Source organism: Streptomyces coacervatus, from assembly GCF_029223485.1.
Lineage (GTDB): Bacteria > Actinomycetota > Actinomycetes > Streptomycetales > Streptomycetaceae > Streptomyces > Streptomyces coacervatus.
The window spans coordinates 154,984-171,027 of sequence record NZ_JARHTP010000004.1 but is presented as its reverse complement, the minus strand read 5'-3'; the positions used below and the strand labels follow the sequence as shown (position 1 = coordinate 171,027).

Annotated in this window: 13 protein-coding genes and 1 pseudogene; 7 read left to right on the top strand and 7 right to left on the bottom strand. The window is 70.6% G+C overall.

Features of this window, described 5'->3' with window-relative positions; genetic code table 11:
* The first annotated feature begins 58 nt into the window (after positions 1–58).
* Positions 59–1,537 carry an MFS transporter gene (locus P2Q00_RS11630; protein ID WP_275772111.1) on the top strand — a complete coding sequence of 493 codons (1,479 nt, stop codon included), beginning with the start codon at positions 59–61 and terminating at the stop codon, positions 1,535–1,537.
* Positions 1,538–1,784: 247 nt separating this feature from the next.
* Positions 1,785–3,014: a CaiB/BaiF CoA transferase family protein gene (locus tag P2Q00_RS11625; RefSeq protein WP_275772110.1), complete on the top strand. Its 1,230-nt coding sequence runs from the start codon at positions 1,785–1,787 to the stop codon at positions 3,012–3,014.
* Positions 3,015–3,113: 99 nt separating this feature from the next.
* On the opposite strand, the gene eno is transcribed toward P2Q00_RS11625, so the two are convergent.
* Positions 3,114–4,397: a phosphopyruvate hydratase gene (eno, locus tag P2Q00_RS11620; protein ID WP_275772109.1), complete on the bottom strand. Its 1,284-nt coding sequence runs from the start codon at positions 4,395–4,397 to the stop codon at positions 3,114–3,116.
* Between the two features lie 100 nt (positions 4,398–4,497).
* Between eno and P2Q00_RS11615 the strand changes: the two genes are divergently transcribed.
* Positions 4,498–5,361, top strand: coding sequence for a winged helix-turn-helix transcriptional regulator (locus tag P2Q00_RS11615; RefSeq protein WP_275772108.1), 864 nt, complete (start codon positions 4,498–4,500; stop codon positions 5,359–5,361).
* Between the two features lie 153 nt (positions 5,362–5,514).
* Here P2Q00_RS11615 and P2Q00_RS11610 read toward each other — a convergent pair whose 3' ends face one another.
* On the bottom strand, positions 5,515–6,450 hold the full coding sequence (locus tag P2Q00_RS11610; RefSeq protein ID WP_275772107.1) for a helix-turn-helix domain-containing protein: 936 nt from the start codon (positions 6,448–6,450) through the stop codon (positions 5,515–5,517).
* A 121-nt stretch (positions 6,451–6,571) separates the two neighbouring features.
* On the opposite strand from P2Q00_RS11610, the gene P2Q00_RS11605 reads away from it, so the two are divergent.
* Positions 6,572–7,354: an MBL fold metallo-hydrolase gene (locus P2Q00_RS11605; RefSeq protein WP_275772106.1), complete on the top strand. Its 783-nt coding sequence runs from the start codon at positions 6,572–6,574 to the stop codon at positions 7,352–7,354.
* Between the two features lie 33 nt (positions 7,355–7,387).
* Entirely contained in the window at positions 7,388–8,032 is a 645-nt protein-coding gene (locus P2Q00_RS11600; RefSeq protein ID WP_275772105.1) for an NAD(P)-dependent oxidoreductase, read from the top strand.
* Positions 8,033–8,105: 73 nt separating this feature from the next.
* Here the strand turns inward: P2Q00_RS11600 and P2Q00_RS11595 are convergent, their stop codons facing one another.
* From P2Q00_RS11595 to lat, 4 genes are all read right to left on the bottom strand, one after another.
* Positions 8,106–9,764: an alkaline phosphatase family protein gene (locus tag P2Q00_RS11595; protein ID WP_275772104.1), complete on the bottom strand. Its 1,659-nt coding sequence runs from the start codon at positions 9,762–9,764 to the stop codon at positions 8,106–8,108.
* A gap of 147 nt (positions 9,765–9,911) precedes the next feature.
* Positions 9,912–12,098: a thiamine pyrophosphate-dependent enzyme gene (locus tag P2Q00_RS11590; RefSeq protein ID WP_275772103.1), complete on the bottom strand. Its 2,187-nt coding sequence runs from the start codon at positions 12,096–12,098 to the stop codon at positions 9,912–9,914.
* Positions 12,095–13,648 (bottom strand): aldehyde dehydrogenase family protein, encoded by a 1,554-nt coding sequence (locus tag P2Q00_RS11585; RefSeq protein ID WP_275772102.1) that lies wholly within the window; start codon positions 13,646–13,648, stop codon positions 12,095–12,097. Before P2Q00_RS11585 ends, P2Q00_RS11590 begins: the two co-directional genes overlap by 4 nt.
* Positions 13,649–13,698: 50 nt before the next feature.
* Positions 13,699–15,039: an L-lysine 6-transaminase gene (lat, locus tag P2Q00_RS11580; protein WP_275772101.1), complete on the bottom strand. Its 1,341-nt coding sequence runs from the start codon at positions 15,037–15,039 to the stop codon at positions 13,699–13,701.
* A gap of 198 nt (positions 15,040–15,237) precedes the next feature.
* Here lat and P2Q00_RS50745 point away from each other — a divergent pair, with 198 nt between their 5' ends.
* Entirely contained in the window at positions 15,238–15,471 is a 234-nt protein-coding gene (locus P2Q00_RS50745; protein WP_338059307.1) for a hypothetical protein, read from the top strand.
* Positions 15,468–15,740, top strand: a complete 273-nt coding sequence (locus P2Q00_RS50740; protein ID WP_338059306.1) for a DUF418 domain-containing protein — start codon at positions 15,468–15,470, stop codon at positions 15,738–15,740. Before P2Q00_RS50745 ends, P2Q00_RS50740 begins: the two co-directional genes overlap by 4 nt.
* On the opposite strand, the pseudogene P2Q00_RS11570 reads toward P2Q00_RS50740, so the two are convergent.
* A pseudogene (locus P2Q00_RS11570) lies at positions 15,723–15,984 on the bottom strand (Trm112 family protein). The gene P2Q00_RS50740 and the pseudogene P2Q00_RS11570 overlap by 18 nt on opposite strands.
* Between the last annotated feature and the right edge of the window lie 60 nt (positions 15,985–16,044).

The window sequence follows — 16,044 nt, the reverse complement described above, 5'->3', positions numbered from 1 at the left end:
ACTCGTCGCAGGGATGTAGTTATGACCATATAACTTCTCTTGCTTTCTGGAGGCTGTCATGACAACGACCACTTCCTCCCGGCATGCCAGGGCGAGCGGACTCTCGCCCCGTGCCACGGCCCGCGCAGGCGGGCTGCATCCGGTCGGAGTGTTCGTCCTGCTGGCCGGTGCGTTCCTGCCGATCATGGACTTCTTCATCACCAATGTGGCCCTGCCCAGCATCGACGCCTCACTGCATGCCTCGGCGTCATCGCTGGAGCTGGTGATCGCCGGATACGGCGTCGCGTACGCGACGTTGCTGGTTCTCGGCGGCCGGCTGGGGGACCGCTACGGTCGCCGCCGCGTCTTTCTCTGCGCGTTGGTGGGGTTCGTACTCGCCTCACTGGCCTGCGGTGCGGCTCCGGACGTGGGCGTGCTGATCGGGGCCCGTATCGTCCAGGGCGCCACCGCCGCCCTGCTCATTCCGCAGGTGCTGGCGACCTTCCATCACGTCCTGGATGGGGAGCGCAGGGCCCGCGCCGTGGCGTTGTACGGCGCCACCTCCGGAATCGCCGCCGTGGTCGGGCAGTTGGTGGGCGGTCTGCTGGTCGGCGCCGACATCGCCGGCACCTCCTGGCGGCCGATCTTCCTGGTCAACGTGCCCATCGGCGTGCTGGTGCTGATCGTGGCGGCCCGGGTCGTGCCCGACACCCGTTCGCACCATCCGGTCGGCATCGATCTGCCCGGCACCGTGCTGTTCGCCGCCATGCTGACCACCCTGCTGGTCCCGCTGACCGAGGGCCACTCGCTGGGCTGGCCGTGGTGGACCTGGCTGCTGCTCGCCGCCGCGGTCGCCCTCGGCGCCGCCACCTACGGCGTGGAGAGGCGCGCCGAGCGGCGCGGCCAGGTGCCGCTGCTGCCGCCGTCCGTGCTGCGGCTGCCGTCGATGTCGCGCGGCCTGGTGATGGTGTTCGCCTTCAGCATCGGCTTCGGTGCGTTCATGTTCGTCTTCGCCCTCACCGTCCAGCACGGGCTGCATGCCGACGCTCTGCACGGCGGCCTGGCCATCCTGCCCATGGCCCTGCTGTTCTTCGCCGGTTCCCTGCTCGCGCCCCGCGTCATCGGTCGATACGGCCGGGCCGCGTTGTCGGCGGGCGCCGTCGTCCAACTCGTCGGCCTGGCCTCACTCGTGACGGTTCTGTTCGCGGAGTGGCCGCATGTCGCTCTCTGGGCCATGGCCCTGCCGCTCGCCCTGGTGGGAGCCGGGCAGTCGATGCTCTTCGCCGGACTGTTCCGCAGCGTGCTCGCCGACGTTCCCACCCACCTCGGCGGCATCGGCAGCGGCGTACTGATCACCCTGCAGCAGAGCGGACTCGCCCTCGGCGTGGCCACGCTCGGCAGCCTCTACCTGACCCTGGCACCGCACAGCATCGATCATGCCTTCGCCGACGTCGAGTATGTGCAGATGGGCATCGTCGCCCTGCTCGCGGTCGGTGCGGCCGCCCTGCCGCGATTCACCGGGACCGCCTCGCCGTCCGCTCCGGTCGTCGACGCCTGAGCCCGTTGCTCCGCAGGCGCTGAGGTGGGACAGCATGCCCACCATCGCACCAGATCGTCGGCATCATGCGTACCCAGAACACGTTCCGCGCCCGACGATTGCGTCAGCTCGTCGTTGACCGGCGATCCGCGGCAGGGTCAGGGTGGCGGAGCCAGAACGGATCCCGAGCTCCCGTTCAGAGTCACCGAACTGCGTTCGTTCAGCGGCAGCCGCTTTGCGTACGCGGGACGATCAGAGAGGAGGGTGTGTGAGCACCCAGCACAACAGGCGGGACAGATGGGCCGGTGTTGTCGATGGGGCGGGGCGCGGCGCGCTGGAGGGGCTGCGCATCGCCGACTTCACCCGGGTCCTCGCGGGACCCTACGCCACCATGCTCCTTGCCGACCTCGGAGCAGAGGTGGTGAAGGTGGAGCGGCCGGGCATCGGGGACGACACCCGGGCCTGGCGTCCTCCGGCGGACGAGGACGGCACGTCGACGTATTTCCTGAGCGTCAACCGGAACAAGAGGTCCGTCGTCCTGGATCTGACGACCGGGACGGGGCGCGAGCAGGCCCTTGCTCTGGTCGCCGAGTCCGACGTGCTGGTAGAGAACTTCCGCCCCGGCACAATGGAGCGGCTCGGGCTCGGACATCGCGAACTCCGCGCCCTGCACCCGGAGTTGGTCTACTGCTCGATCAGCGGCTTCGGCAGCGGCGAGGGCGCGACGATCCCCGGATACGACCTGCTCGCGCAGGCCGTCGGCGGTCTGATGAGCGTGACCGGGGACCCGGCCGGGGAGCCGATGAAGGCGGGCGTGGCGCTCGTCGATGTGATCACCGGCCTGCATGCCTCGCTCGGCATCCTTGCCGCTCTCCGGCACCGGGACGCCACCGGGGAAGGGCAGCACGTGGAAGTGAACCTTCTCAGTTCGCTGTTGTCGGCCATGGTCAACCAGGCATCGGCGTTCGCCGTCGCCGGTGTGGTGCCGGGTCGCATGGGCAATGCGCACCCGAGCATCGCCCCGTACGAGACCTTCCCGGCCGCTGATCGTCCCATCGCGATCGCAGTGGGCAACGACCGGCAGTTCGCAGCTCTCGCCGCGGCCGTCGGGGTTCCCGCGCTCGCCTTCGACGACCGCTTCCGCACCAACGCCGACCGGGTCGCCCACCGCACCGAGCTGCGGAACATCCTGACGCAACGGCTGGCCGCCGCCGGTGCGGACCACTGGGCGGCCGTCCTGCTGGCCGCGGGGGTGCCCGCCGGGCCGGTCAACACCCTTGACGAAGCATTCGACTTCGCACGGAAGCTCGGACTTCCCGGCACAGTCGACATCCCGGCCGCGGCAGCCGACGGGGAACACGGCAGGCCCTCCCGTCAGATCGCGCACCCCATCGCGCTGAGTGGGACACCGGCGCAGTACCGCCTGCCGCCGCCCCAGCTGGGCGAGCACACCGCTGAGATCCTCCACGGCCCGTCGGACGGCCACGCCTCCGAGTGAACGAGGCGGTCGGCTCCCCGCGCGGGGAGCCGGTGCCACGCGCGAATCAATCTCCCGATCTCCCCTGACTGCTGGGCCGACGTGCTCCACGGCGCGGGGTCAGCGGCGCAGTCCCAGGGCCTCGCCGCCCGCGTAGCGGGCCTGCGGGCCCAACTGCTCCTCGATGCGGACGAGTTGGTTGTACTTGGCGGTGCGGTCGGCGCGGGACAGCGAGCCGGTCTTGATCTGGCCGCAGCCGGTGGCGACGGCGAGGTCGGCGATGGTGGTGTCCTCGGTCTCGCCCGAGCGGTGGGACATGACGACGGTGTAGCCGGCGCGGTGCGCGGTGGCCACCGTGGCCAGGGTCTCGGTGAGGGTGCCGATCTGGTTGACCTTCACCAGGATCGAGTTGGCGATGCCGTCGCGGATGCCGGCGCTCAGCAGGGTTTCGTTGGTGCAGAAGACGTCGTCGCCGGTGAGCTGGCAGCGGTCACCGAGCCGGGCGGTCAGTGCGCGCCAGCCGTCGTGGTCGTCCTCGGCCATCGGGTCCTCGATGGAGGCGACGGGGTAGCGGTCGACGAGCGCGGCAAGGTAGTCGGCGTGTTCGGCGGGGGTGCGGCGGACGCCCTCGCCCGCGTAGTCGTAGACGCCGTCGCGGAAGAACTCCGAGGTGGCCGGGTCCATGACGAGGGTGATGTCGGTGCCGGGCTTGTAGCCGGTCTCCTCGATGGCGCGTACGACGAAGTCAAGGGCCTCGTCGGCGGTGCGCAGGTCGGGCGCGAAGCCGCCCTCGTCACCGACGTTCACGCTGTGGCCGGCGGCGAGCAGGCGGCCGCGCAGGGTGTGGAAGACCTCCGAGCCCATGCGGACGGCCTCGGCGAAGGTGGCGGCCCCGATAGGGGCGATCATGAACTCCTGGAAGTCCAGCGGATTGTCGGCGTGGGCACCGCCGTTGACGATGTTCATCATCGGGACCGGCAGCAGACGGGCGTCGACTCCGCCGACGTAGCGGTACAGCGGCAGCCGGTGGGCGCGGGCGGCGGCCTTGGCGGTGGCGAGGGAGACACCGAGCAGGGCGTTGGCGCCGAGTCGTGACTTGGTGTCCGTGCCGTCCAGCTCGATCATGGTGCGGTCCACGGTCGCCTGGTCCTCGGCGTCGAGCCCGGTCACGGCGTCCGCGATGCTTTCGTTCACGGCGTCCACCGCGCGCCGGACTCCCTTGCCGTGGAACCTGGCCGGGTCGCCGTCGCGCAGTTCCACCGCCTCGCGGGCCCCGGTGGAGGCCCCCGAAGGAACGGCCGCGCGGCCGAGCGAACCGTCCCTGAGCTCCACATCCACCTCGACGGTCGGATTGCCCCGGCTGTCGATGATCTCCCGTGCGACGACCCGGCTGATGGCGGTCACGGTGCAACTCCTCACGCTGGGCCCGCGTCTCGGACATCGGCGGGCAGTAAGTTTCTTTCGGAAACAAAGTGAGTCCCGAAAAGGAACCTACTATGGGTCCATGAGGATGCACAACGCTGACGAGACCTGCGGTATCGCCCAGGCCGCCCTGGTCCTGGGGGACTGGTGGAACGTGCTGGTGCTGCGCGAGGTCGCCCGCGGGCACGTCCGTTTCGACGCGCTGGCCGCCGAGATCGGCCTGTCCCGCAAGGTGCTCACCGAGCGGCTCGGCCGGCTGGTCGCGAGCGGGGTGCTGCGGCGCAGCCTCTATCAGCGGCGTCCGGTGCGCTACGAGTACCTGCTCACCGATGCGGGTGCCGCGCTGTTGCCGCTGCTGGTCGCGATGCAGGACTGGGGCGACCGGTGGGTGCTCGGCGACGGAAGCCTCACCGCGACGGCGGAGGCGGACGGTGCCGAGCATGCCCGGGTGCACGCCCTGGCCGGCACTCGCCTGCCCGACGGCCTCGAACTGCCCGGCACGCAGGGCGCCGACCTGTCCCTCGTCTCACCGGACGCCGCCGCGACCGTGCTGTTCACCTACCCCGGCACGGGAATCGAATGGGGTCCGATCCCCGGCGCCGCGGGCTGCACGCTGGAGAACCGGCTCTTCCGGGACGCCTGGCCCGACTTCCGCCGGGCGGGCGTGGACGTGCGCGGACTCAGCACCCAACTCGTCCACGAACAGGCGGAGTTCGCCCGCGCCGAGGAGATCCCTTACCCGCTTCTCTCCGACGCCGCCCACCAACTGGCCGCGGCCCTGCGGCTGCCGGCCTTCCGCGGTGCGGGCCGGCTGCGGCACAAGCGCCTGATCCTGGTCGTCGACGCCGCACGGACCGTACGACACACCCTGTTCCCGGTCGTCGACATCCCGCACGCCGTCACCGAGAGCCTGCGACTGGCCAAGGACTGCGCCCGAACCGCTTGAGCCCGCTTCGGTCCTAGTCGGCTGCGACCGCAGGGGCGGCAGCCTGGTGCGGGGCCACGAGGTTCTCGCTTCCAGTTGAGCCGGGGTCTCCAACTCCCCTACCTGCAAGGTGAGTTCGGCGCCTGGCGGGTGCGTCGTCCGCGGTTCAGGGGATCACGACGCAGTTGCTGCTGTGCCGGGCCCTCGGTGGCCGCGCCGGAAGTCGCCGGGAGCGGCGCCGACGTGGCGGGTGAAGAACTTGCCGAAGTTGGTGGGTTCCGAGAAGCCGAGGCGGCGGGCGATGAGTGCGACCGGTGCGTCGGTGTGCGCCAGCAGGCGCTGGGCCTCCAGGGCGACCCGTGCGTCGATGACCTGCTTGACGGGCTGTCCGGTTGCGGCAAGGCAGGCGCGGGTGAGGGTCTTGACGGTGTAGCCGAGGTGCCGGGCGTAGTCCTCGGCGCGGCGGGTGGTGGCGTAGGAGCGTTCGAGTTCGGCGCGGAAGCGGGTGTAGATCTCGCCGCCGGCGCGCCGGTCGCCCGTCTCGCCGTCCTGTGGCAGGCGGTCGATGTGCAACAGCAGGGTGGCGAGCTGGAGTTGGAGGATCTGCGGCGACACCGAGCCGGGCGGCCGGGTGGATTCGGCCCGCAGCTGGTCCAGCAGGGTTGCCAGAGTGGCGTGGTCGCGGCCGGTGCCGAGCTGTCGGCAGACGGGGCCGTACCACTCGTGGGCCGGCCGGTCGGTGCCGGGCAGGTGGGCCGGGAAGGAAGGGGTGAACATCAGGTGCGGGCCGTTCATCACACCGGGGTGGCCGAAGCGCTGGACCTGGCCGGGGCGGATCCACAGCAGGGTGCCGGGGCGGCACGGGTGGCTGACGAAGTCGACGGCGTGCTCCCCGCTTCCGCCGGTGATCAGGGTGATGGTGTGGAAGTCGACGCGGTGGATCCGTTCGAGACTGCCGTCGGTCATCCGGGCGTGCAGGGCGGCGAGGTCGGTGATCTCGAAGCCGGGCACCGGAGCGAACGGCGGATTGAAGCCGAAACCGGGGATCGGGCCGTCGGACGGCAGGGGCGTGTCGGTGACCTCTCGCGTCGGCACGCAGACCTCGCTCATGTCCGTTTCTGACCATCCTGGGTCCTCAGCATATCTCGCGTCCCCGTCCTCGCCAGGTGAGAGTGGAACGGAGCGGTGCGGCAGACCGGATGTCGTCCGACCGAGCGAGAGAGCAGACATCATGCACGGCACGGTTACGGTCGTCGACAAGGGCGCGGTTCGCGTTCACAGCTACATGTCCCCGGCCGACAGTCTGAATGTCACCACCCAGCTGATCGAGACCCCGGCCCGGGTGATCGCCGTCGACGCGCAGTACGCGCTGGCGTACGCGGACGAGGTCGTCTCGTACGCGAAGGGCCTCGGGAAGCCGCTGGACCGGCTGATCGTCACCCACGCCCACCCCGACCACTTCCAAGGCGCCGGCCGCTTCGGCGTTCCGGTGCACGCACTGGCCGCCGTGCGCGAACAGATCGCCGCGCAGGGCGACGCACAGGACCCCACCGGTGTGGTCATCCCGGTCGCGGACGTGACGCCGACCGTGGAGATCGTCCCGGGTGCGGAGGTCATCGACGGTGTCCCGTTCGTCTTCGAGGCCGTCTCGGGCGGCGAGGCCGCCGACGAACTGGTGATCAAGCTGCCCGAGCAGGGTGTGCTGGTCGCCCAGGACCTCGTCTACCACGCCGTACACCTGTTCCTGGGCAACAACGACATCGCCGGCTGGCAGCGGGCCGTGGAGCAGCTGGCCGCCGACTCGTCCTACGACACGATCCTGCCCGGACACGGCCTGCCCGCCGGGCCGGAGGTGTACGAAGATCTGCGCCACTACCTGGCCGACGCGCGAGAGCTGCTCGGCGACGACGGGGAGGCGTACAAGAAGGCGATCCTGGAGCGCTATCCGTCCTACGGTGCCCCGTTCCTGATCGACATCGGCAACCAGTACCTGTTCGGCGCGCGGAATCCCTGAACTGCCCGACAGCACAAGGAAAGCGAGAGACCGATGAGCAGGATCGTGGTGTTCGGGGCCGCCGGCAAGGCGGGCTCCCGCGTCGTCGCCGAGGCCGCCGCACGCGGCCATGAGGTGACCGCCGTCGCCCGCGACATCTCCCGGCTGGGCCAACTCCCCGACGGCGTACGGGCGGTGGCAGGTGACGTCACCGACCCGCAGACGGTGGCCGCCCTGGCCAAGGACGCCGACGCGCTGGTGCTGACCGTCGGCGGACCCGACGCCGGCCTCTACACCGACACCGTGGCCACGGCCGCCGCGGCGGTCCGGGCGCTGGGGCCCGCCGGCCCGCGCATCGTGCACATGGGCGGCGGTGCGAGCCTGCTCGACGCCGACGGCGTTCGGCTCTTCGACGCCCCCGGCTTCCCGGAGGAGTTCAAGCCGTATGCGATCGGCCAGATCCGGGCTCTCGACGCGTACCGGGCCCTGGCCGACGACGTCACCTGGACCTACTTCTCCCCGCCGCCGGTCCACTTCGCCCCGGGCGAGCGCAGCGGCCGCTACCGCACGGGGCTGGACAGCCCCGTCGTCGGGGACGACGGACAGGCCCGCATCTCGTACGAGGACTATGCGGCCGCGCTCGTCGACGAGATCGAGAACCCGCGGCATCTCAACCGGCGTTTCACCGTCGGCTACTGACACCACGGTGGATGAGCGCCTGACCCGGCCGTCCGTGGGACCAAGCGCTCATCTCGCCCGTCTCGGGTCCGGGTCAGCGCAGGGGAAGCGCCCGTGTGTGTTCGATGCGTACGGCGTCCAGGGACTGGGAGTTCAGGCCCAGGAGCCGCAGGATCGTCGGCGCGATCTGCGTGGTCCGCACCGGGGCGCCGATGTGTACGCCCTGCGGGGTGGCGGCGCCGGAGACGACGAGCGGGACGTCGAGGTCGTCGGCGTGGGCGCCCCCGTGCTCGGCGATCTTGCCCTTGCCGCCGGTGTAGACGACGCCGTACTGGCTGATGCCGAACAGGTCGGGGACGCGGGAGTCGCCCGGCCGGGTGTGGAAGTAGCGGGCGGCCTCGGCACCCGCGTACACGGTCTTGAGGCCGCTCGCCGTGAAGGGCTTGGCCGTGCCGTCGATGCCGTTGCCGGTGCCGGACCGGCCCAGCAGGTACGCCTTGGCGAAGTCGGCGGCGGCCTGGGAGCGGTCGGTGAGCCAGAGGAGCATCGCGTCGTCGTCCGCGGAGTGCGCGACCAGGTCGCCGGCACCGGGGTGGGCGGCCTTCCACGCGGTGTTCAGCCCGTCCAGGAGGGCACCGTCGGCGATGCGGGTCAGCGCCTTCGGGTCGGTCGGCGACTGCCCGTGCTTGGCCGACAGGACGACCGTGGTGCTGCGGTCCAGGTGCTGCTTGTGGAGTTCGTTGAGGAACGCCCCGACCTGCTGGTCGACGAAGTCGAGGTTCTTCGCCAGCAGCGGCCCGGGCACGCCCTTCGCCTGGTAGCCGCCCGTCAGTCCGTCGGAGGTGGGCAGCTTCTGGGCGGTCGACACCGACTGGAAGTTCATGCCGAAGACCGCGGGGGTGCCGACCTGGTGGGTGCGGCCGTGGTCGTAGCCGTCGATCTCGTTCAGCACGGCCTGCACCTTGTAGCCGTCGTACTGTTCGGTCGCCGCGTTGTCCTTCGTCCAGTCGACGCCGCCCGGGTAACCGGTCGCCTTGCTGTTGATCTCGGGGGCGAAAAGGTCCTGGATGCCGTTGCCCGCCGGGCCGTTCAGGATGTCGTAGGCGACATGCTTGTCGGACCACGCGGTCCGCAGGCCGGCCTTACGGGCCACGTCGAAGACCGTGTTCACCTTCAGGTAGCTGTGCGGGTAGAGCGGCCTGCAGGTCTTCGGGTCGACGGGCAGCTTGGACGGAACGATGAGGGAGGCGGCGTCGCCGGTCATGCGCAGGATGCTGCCCGGCAGTCCGGCGAGGCCCTGCCCGGCGTCGAGGGAGTCCTTGTTCTTGTCGAGGTCCTCGGTGAGGTCGACCTCGGCACCCGCCTTGGCGCCCGCGCAGGCGGTCGTGCCCGCCGGGAGGAGCGCGGTGTCGTAGCTGTCGTCGTAGTAGACGCCCGTGATGCCCGGGTCGCCGCCGGTGAGCTGGCCGACCATGCCGGGGAACGAGTCGGAGGGGACGGTGGTTCTCGCGTGGGTGTACTCCACACCGCTGCCGGCGAGCCGGGCGAGCGCCGACTGCGGGTGGCGGTCGATGTACCAGGCCAGGTCGGACTGGTGCAGACCGTCGACGGACAGCAGCAGGACGTGCCGGGCACGGGAGTGTGCCTGCGCCGCGGCGGGCGCGACGGCCGTGGCGGTGAGGGCGCCCGCGGCGGCGAGCGCGGCTGCGGCCGCGGTGACGGTACGGGCGGGTCGGACTGGACGTCGGAACAACGGTGCTCCTCGGTTGTACGGCGCGGGGGGGGGCGGCGATCCGTGCAACGACATGGGAGTGGCAGAACGTGTACGGAAGCGGTCGTTCCGGCCGGGTCCAGACCAAGAAACGCATGGGCGCACGCAAAGAGGTGCGTCGAGGATTCGTCACCGGTCAGCGCGCGGGCCTGACTTGAGCAGCTCGGCCGCGGCGCGCTCGACGTCGTCCTCGGACACGAGCACCAACTGCGCCGCCTGCCCCAGCGGGACGAAGCTGTCCGCACTGGCGACCCGTCGGACGGCGCCTGCGAATCCGGCGTCGACCAGGGCGGTGACGACTCCCTCCGACACGCCTCCGGTACGGCGGGTCTCGTCGACCACGAGGACGCGCCCCGTCGCGCCTGCTTCCCGCAGCAGGTCGTCGACCGGCAGGGGTGCCAGCCAGCGCAGGTCGACGACCCGGCACGCGATGCCCTGCTGCTCCAGCCGGTGCGCGGCGCGGAGCGAGATGCGCAGGCCGTTGCCGAAGGTCACGAGGGTCAGGTCCGTGCCTGTGCCGTAGGTCCGTGCCCGGCCGATGGGTACGTGCTGTGCGGGTGGCGGGTATGCGGCGAGCCAGGCGTTGTCCCCCTCCGTGTGGAGATCCCGCGCATGGTAGAGCGCGATCGGCTCGACGAACGCGCTGATCGTTCCGTCCACCTCGGCGGCCGCCACGCAGGTGCGCAGCATCGCTGCGGCGTCGTCGGGGCGGGACGGGGAGGCGATGACCAGACCGGGAATGTCACGCAGGACGCCCAGCGCATTGTCGTTGTGGAAGTGACCGCCGAATCCGCGCTGGTAGCCGTAGCCGGCGATGCGGACCACAAGGGGGTTGCGGTACTGGCCCTGGGAGAAGAACTGCAGCGTGGCGGCCTCGCCGCGCAGTTGGTCCTCGGCGTTGTGCAGGTACGCCAGGTATTGGATCTCAGCCACCGGCAGCAGCCCGGACAGCCCCGCCCCCAGCGCCAGGCCGAGAATGGCCTGTTCGTCGAGCAGGGTGTCGAAGACCCGGGCGGTGCCGAAACGCCGCTGCAGCCCCCGGGTCAGTCCGTAGACCCCGCCCTTGCGGCCGACGTCCTCGCCGAAGACGACCATCTCCGGGTGGCTGCCGAGCAGGTCGGCGAGTGTGTGGGTGATGGCCTGGGCGACGGTGACGGGCTCGCCGACGGGCACCGTGGGCGGCTCGCTCGTACGGCGTGCCGCGGCCGCCACGAGTTCGGGGCGGCGGGGTGCGATAGGGGCGGCGATCTGCGCGGCGCTGGTCAGCGGCTCGCTTTCGAGGGCCTCCTTGGCGACGGCGAATACCCGTCCGCCCACCTCGTCGTACCGGTCGAGAACCTGCTGACGGGTGAGGACGCCGGTCGTGGTGAGCAGCCGGGCGGTGGCCAGCAGCGGATCGCGTCCCAGATCCGCGGCGACCTCGGAGGGCACCCGGTAGGCGGCTTCTGCGTCCGAACCCGCATGGCCGAGGAAGCGCACCATCGACAGATGCAGGAACGCGGGTTGGCGATGTCTGCGTACATGGGCCACTGCCTCGCACGCGGCGTCGAAGGCGGCTGACGGATCACAGCCGTCCGCGGTGAAGTAGGCGAGGGCGGGCCGGTTGCCGTAGGCGCGCCGCACCCAGTCGTGCGGGGTCGGCACACTGATGCCCAGGCCGTTGTCCTCGCAGACGAACAGCACGGGCATCGGCAGGCCCTGATAGGCCGCGTGGCAGGCGCTGTTGATGGCGCCGGCCGCCGTGGAGTGGTTGACCGAGGCGTCGCCGAAGGAACAGCAGACGACGGCATCGCCCGGCCAGGCGCACTCGGTCCCGAGCCGCTTGGCGCGGGCGATGCTCCACGCCACCCCGACCGCCCGCGGCAGGTGGGAGGAGATGGTCGACGTCTGCGGGACGACCGCCAGTTCGCGACGCCCGTACACCTTGTGCCGCCCGCCGGCGATCGGCTCGTCGGCCCCGGCGGCCACCCCCAGCAACATGTCCCTGACCGCATCAACGCCGCCGGCCTGCCGGGCTCGGGCGCAGTAGAAGGCCCCGGAGCGGTAGTGCAGCAACGCCGGGTCGGTGGGGCGCAACGCGAGGGCGAGGGCGGCGTTGCCCTCGTGCCCGCTCGAACCGATGGTGTAGTAGCCGCGGCCCTGCTGCTGCATCCAGCGCGCGGCGGCGTCGGTGTGCCGGCTCTCCAGCTGGGCGTCGAAGAGGTCCAGAGCGGTACGGCTGTCCAGTGCGCCGCCCTGAAGGTTCGTCCCGTCTGTCGACCGGAGACCGGCCACCGCCTCGCGGAAGTGCCGGTCCAGGTCCTCGACGCCGCTCACAGACGGAACGCCATGTCGGGTTCGAGCTCGGCCACGTCCATCTGCGCTTTCTGCAGCCGGCCGGAGTGGTCCCAGTTCATCGACTGCCAGCGGGTGAACTGGTCGAGCACCCACTGCCCGGACTGGCGGCTGCCGTTGCCCGACTTGCCGTTGCCGCCGAAGGGAAGGTGCGCCTCGGCTCCGGACGTGGTGTTGTTGACGCTGACCATGCCCGCGCCGATGCCACGGCGGAACGTCCACACCTCGTGCGGATCGGTGGTGTAGATCGCGGCGGACAGCCCGTAGCCGTGGGCGTTGGCCAGATCGAGAGCCTCGTCGAAGTCCCGGTAGGTGGTGACTCCGACGAGGGGGCCGAAGGTCTCGGTGAGGAAGATGTCGTCTTCGCGGCGTACCCCGTCGACGATCACCGGGTGGTAGAACATGCCCCCTTCGGGGTCCCCGACGAAACCCTTGCGCGGGTTGGCGGCCGTGATCCGTCCGACGCCGTCGGAGCCGTACACACGGTGGTGGTCCTTGATCCATCCGAGGAAGGTCTCGTAGCGCTGCGCGAACCGCTCGTCGAGCATCGGGCCGTACAGGACGTCCTCGAACGCGTCCCCGATCCGGGCCGCGCGGCTCGCGGCGTCGAAGCGGGCGAGGAAGTCCTCGTGCACCGACTCGTGGACGATGACCGTCCCGAGGGAGGTGCAGCGCTGCCCCGCGGTGCCGAATCCGGAGAACAGCGCCCCCTCGACCGCCAGGTCGAGGTTGGCGCTCGGGGTGACCACCTGGGGGTTCTTGCCGCCCAGCTCCAGGCACGGGGTCTGCAGATGCCGTCCGCACAGGGCGCCGATCTTCCGGCCGACGAGCGTGGACCCCGTGAAGCCGACCTTGTCGACCAGCCCGGCGTCGAGGGAGGCCTCCAGACCGGCGTACGTCTGCTCGCCGTCGGCGAGTACGAGGTTGAGTACGCCGTCGGGCAGGCCGCCCCCGTGCACGAACAGCTCGAAGAGGGCCTTGGCGCTCGCGGCGGCGTACTCGGTGGGCTTCCACACCACGGTGTTGCCGCTCACCAGCGCAGGCACGAGGTACCAGGCCGGCACGGCCACCGGGAAGTTGCCCGCGGTGATCACCGCAACCGAGCCCATGGGATTGCGGAAGGTGAACAGCTGCTTGTCGGGCATCTCCGACGGCACCGTCTGCCCGTACAGCCGGCGGCCCTCGCCCAGGAAGAAGTCGCAGGTGTCGATGATCTCCTGGACCTCGCCCAGCGCCTCCGCATACGGCTTGCCGATCTCTTCCGTCACGATGCGGGCGAGCCGGTCCTTGTTGGCCTCGACGAGCCGGCCGATCTTTCCGATCGCGGATCCGCGCACCGGCGCCGGGACGTCCGCCCAGGACCGCTGAGCCGCCTTCGCGGCCCCGGCGGCCTCGACGAACGTCGCGGCGTCCCCGAGCGAGACTTCGCTGACCAGCTCAGCGGTACGACCGGGATTGGTGCGCTGAAGAGTCCCGCCGGGAGCGCCGGCGACCGGGTGGCCGGCAACGATCGAGGCGACGGAACGGGCCATGACTTTGCTCCTTGTCCGCTGGGAGACGCCGGGAGGCGCCGGGAGGGGGGTCAGTGCAGACCGGCGACGACCCGGTCGAGGGCCCGCAGGGCGACCCCCAGCTCGTCCTGTGTGATGGACAGGGCGGGGCGGAAGCGCACCGAACGCTCACCGCACGGCAATGCGATCACCTGCTCCTCGGTCCGCAACCGTCGTACCACCTCGTCACGAACGCCGCTGTCGGGCAGATCGACGGCGCTCATCAGCCCGCGCCCCCGCGAGTTGGAGACCACCGGCGTGTGCCGGACTTCCAGAGCACGCAGTTCGGCCAGGAACCACGATCCCACGGCAGCTGCATGGGCCACCAGGTCGTCCCGTTCGATGATCTCCAGGATGCGACGCGCCCGGACCATGTCGACCAGCCCGCCGCCCCAGGTGGAGTTGATCCGCCCGGAGACCCGGAGCACGTTGTCGGGTACCTGGTCGACCCGGCGGCCGGCCATGATGCCGCCCAGCTGGACCTTCTTGGCGAAGGCGACGATGTCCGGTTCGAGGCCGAGCTGCTGGTAGGCCCAGGTGCTGCCGGTCATTCCCACCCCGGTCTGCACCTCGTCGAGCACGAACAGCGCGTCGTACTCGTGACAGAGAGCCTGCATCGCCTGCAGGAACTCCGGACGCATGTGGTTGTCGCCCCCCTCGCCCTGGATCGGCTCGGCGATGAAGCAGGCGACGTCGTGCAGGTTCTCCTCGAACGCCTGCCGTGCCTGCCCGAGGGCCCGTCGCTCCGCCTCCTCGACCTCGGCAAGGTGGCGATCGAGGGGGAACCGCACGGCGGGTACGTCGATACGCGGCCAGTCGAACTGCGGGAAACGGGCCGTCTTGTTGGGCTCGGTGTTGGTCAGCGAGAGGGTGTAACCGCTGCGGCCGTGGAATGCCTTCCGGAGGTGGAGCACCTTGGTGCCGAGACCGGGCGAACGGCCCGCCGCCTCGTTGCGGCGGCTCTTCCAGTCGAACGCCGTCTTGAGCGCGTTCTCGACGGCGAGCGCCCCGCCCTCGACGAAGAACAGTCTCGGCAGGGCCGGATCACCCAGCACCCGGGCGAACGTCTCGACGAACTCGGCGTAGTGCGTGGTGTACATGTCGGGGTTGGCGGGCTTGTTCGCCGCCACCTGCGCGAGCAGGGTCATGAACTCCGGATCGTCCACGATGCCCGGCGCGTTGAGCCCCAGCGGAGCGGACGCGAAGAACGAGTAGAGGTCGAGGAACTTCTCACTGGTACGGGCGTCGACGATCCACGAGCCCCGACTGGCGAGCGGGTCCAGCACAAGCTTGAATCCGTCGGTCAGGACATGACGGCCGAGTCTCTCGTGCACCTCGTCCGGGTGGAGCGTCGAATCAGCAGCAACCGTCATGGAGGCACCTACTCTCGATAGCCGCGAACAGAAGATGTTTCGTCAGGTACGAGGAGTGACGAAAGCATCTTAGGTATGCCGCAAAGACAGCCGCAAGATTTCGTGCGCCGGTTGTGCCCAGATGGCCCGGTCCACACCGCAACGGCGGCCGGGTGGCGGTCAGGAACGGGTCAGGGTGCGCCGGCGTGGCCGGGCGCCGTGTGCGGTGCCGTTGGCGGCTGCCGGGCGGGGCTGTTCTCGGTGCTCGGCACCGCGCTCGCGGCCACGGTCCACCCCGACTGGCTCCTCGTGGCCGCACCGCACAGCCGGACGACGTTCTCCATCCTCGGCAACACGGGCGTCGCGCTCCTCGCCGTGGTCACCTGCGTCCAGGTCACGGCCCGAATGCCAAGGCTCACCCGCCTGGCCACACCGTCAGTTCCGTCGGCATGACCGCGCTGGCGGCATACGTCCTGCACATCCCCGCCATCCGAGCCGTCGGCATGGAGGAGGCGACCGGCCCGGCACTGCCGGCGCTCCTCGTCTTCGCCGCCGCGGCCATGCTCCTGGCCACCGTCTGGACCCGGCGCTTTTGCCGCGGTCCGCTGGAGTACCTCCTCCATGCCGCGACACGAGTGGCCGACCGCATCACCACAACGGTCTGGGCCGAACCGAACGACTCCGCAAGGTTCCGTAACTGGTCTTCACCCAGGGCGAGTTGACCGAAATCCCGGACGTCCGGTCCCGGGTCGCAGGGCGCCGCACAGCCGCCGTGACAGCCGGGCGAGCTCCTGCTCCCAGGCAGGCTCCCCGGAGGCGGGAAGCAGCTGCGGGATGCCGTCGACCACCGGATAGCGGCGGCGCAGCGGCGGGTTCGTAGAGCGCCGACCCCGGCTCGTCCAGGATCAACGGCCCCTTGTCGAGCGGGCAGGCGAGGAGCTTCAGGAGTGGGTCGTCGGGTTTCATGAGCGGCTTCCTCCAGGGGTGGTGGAGCTGGCGACGAGGGTGAACGTGGGCCATAGGGCG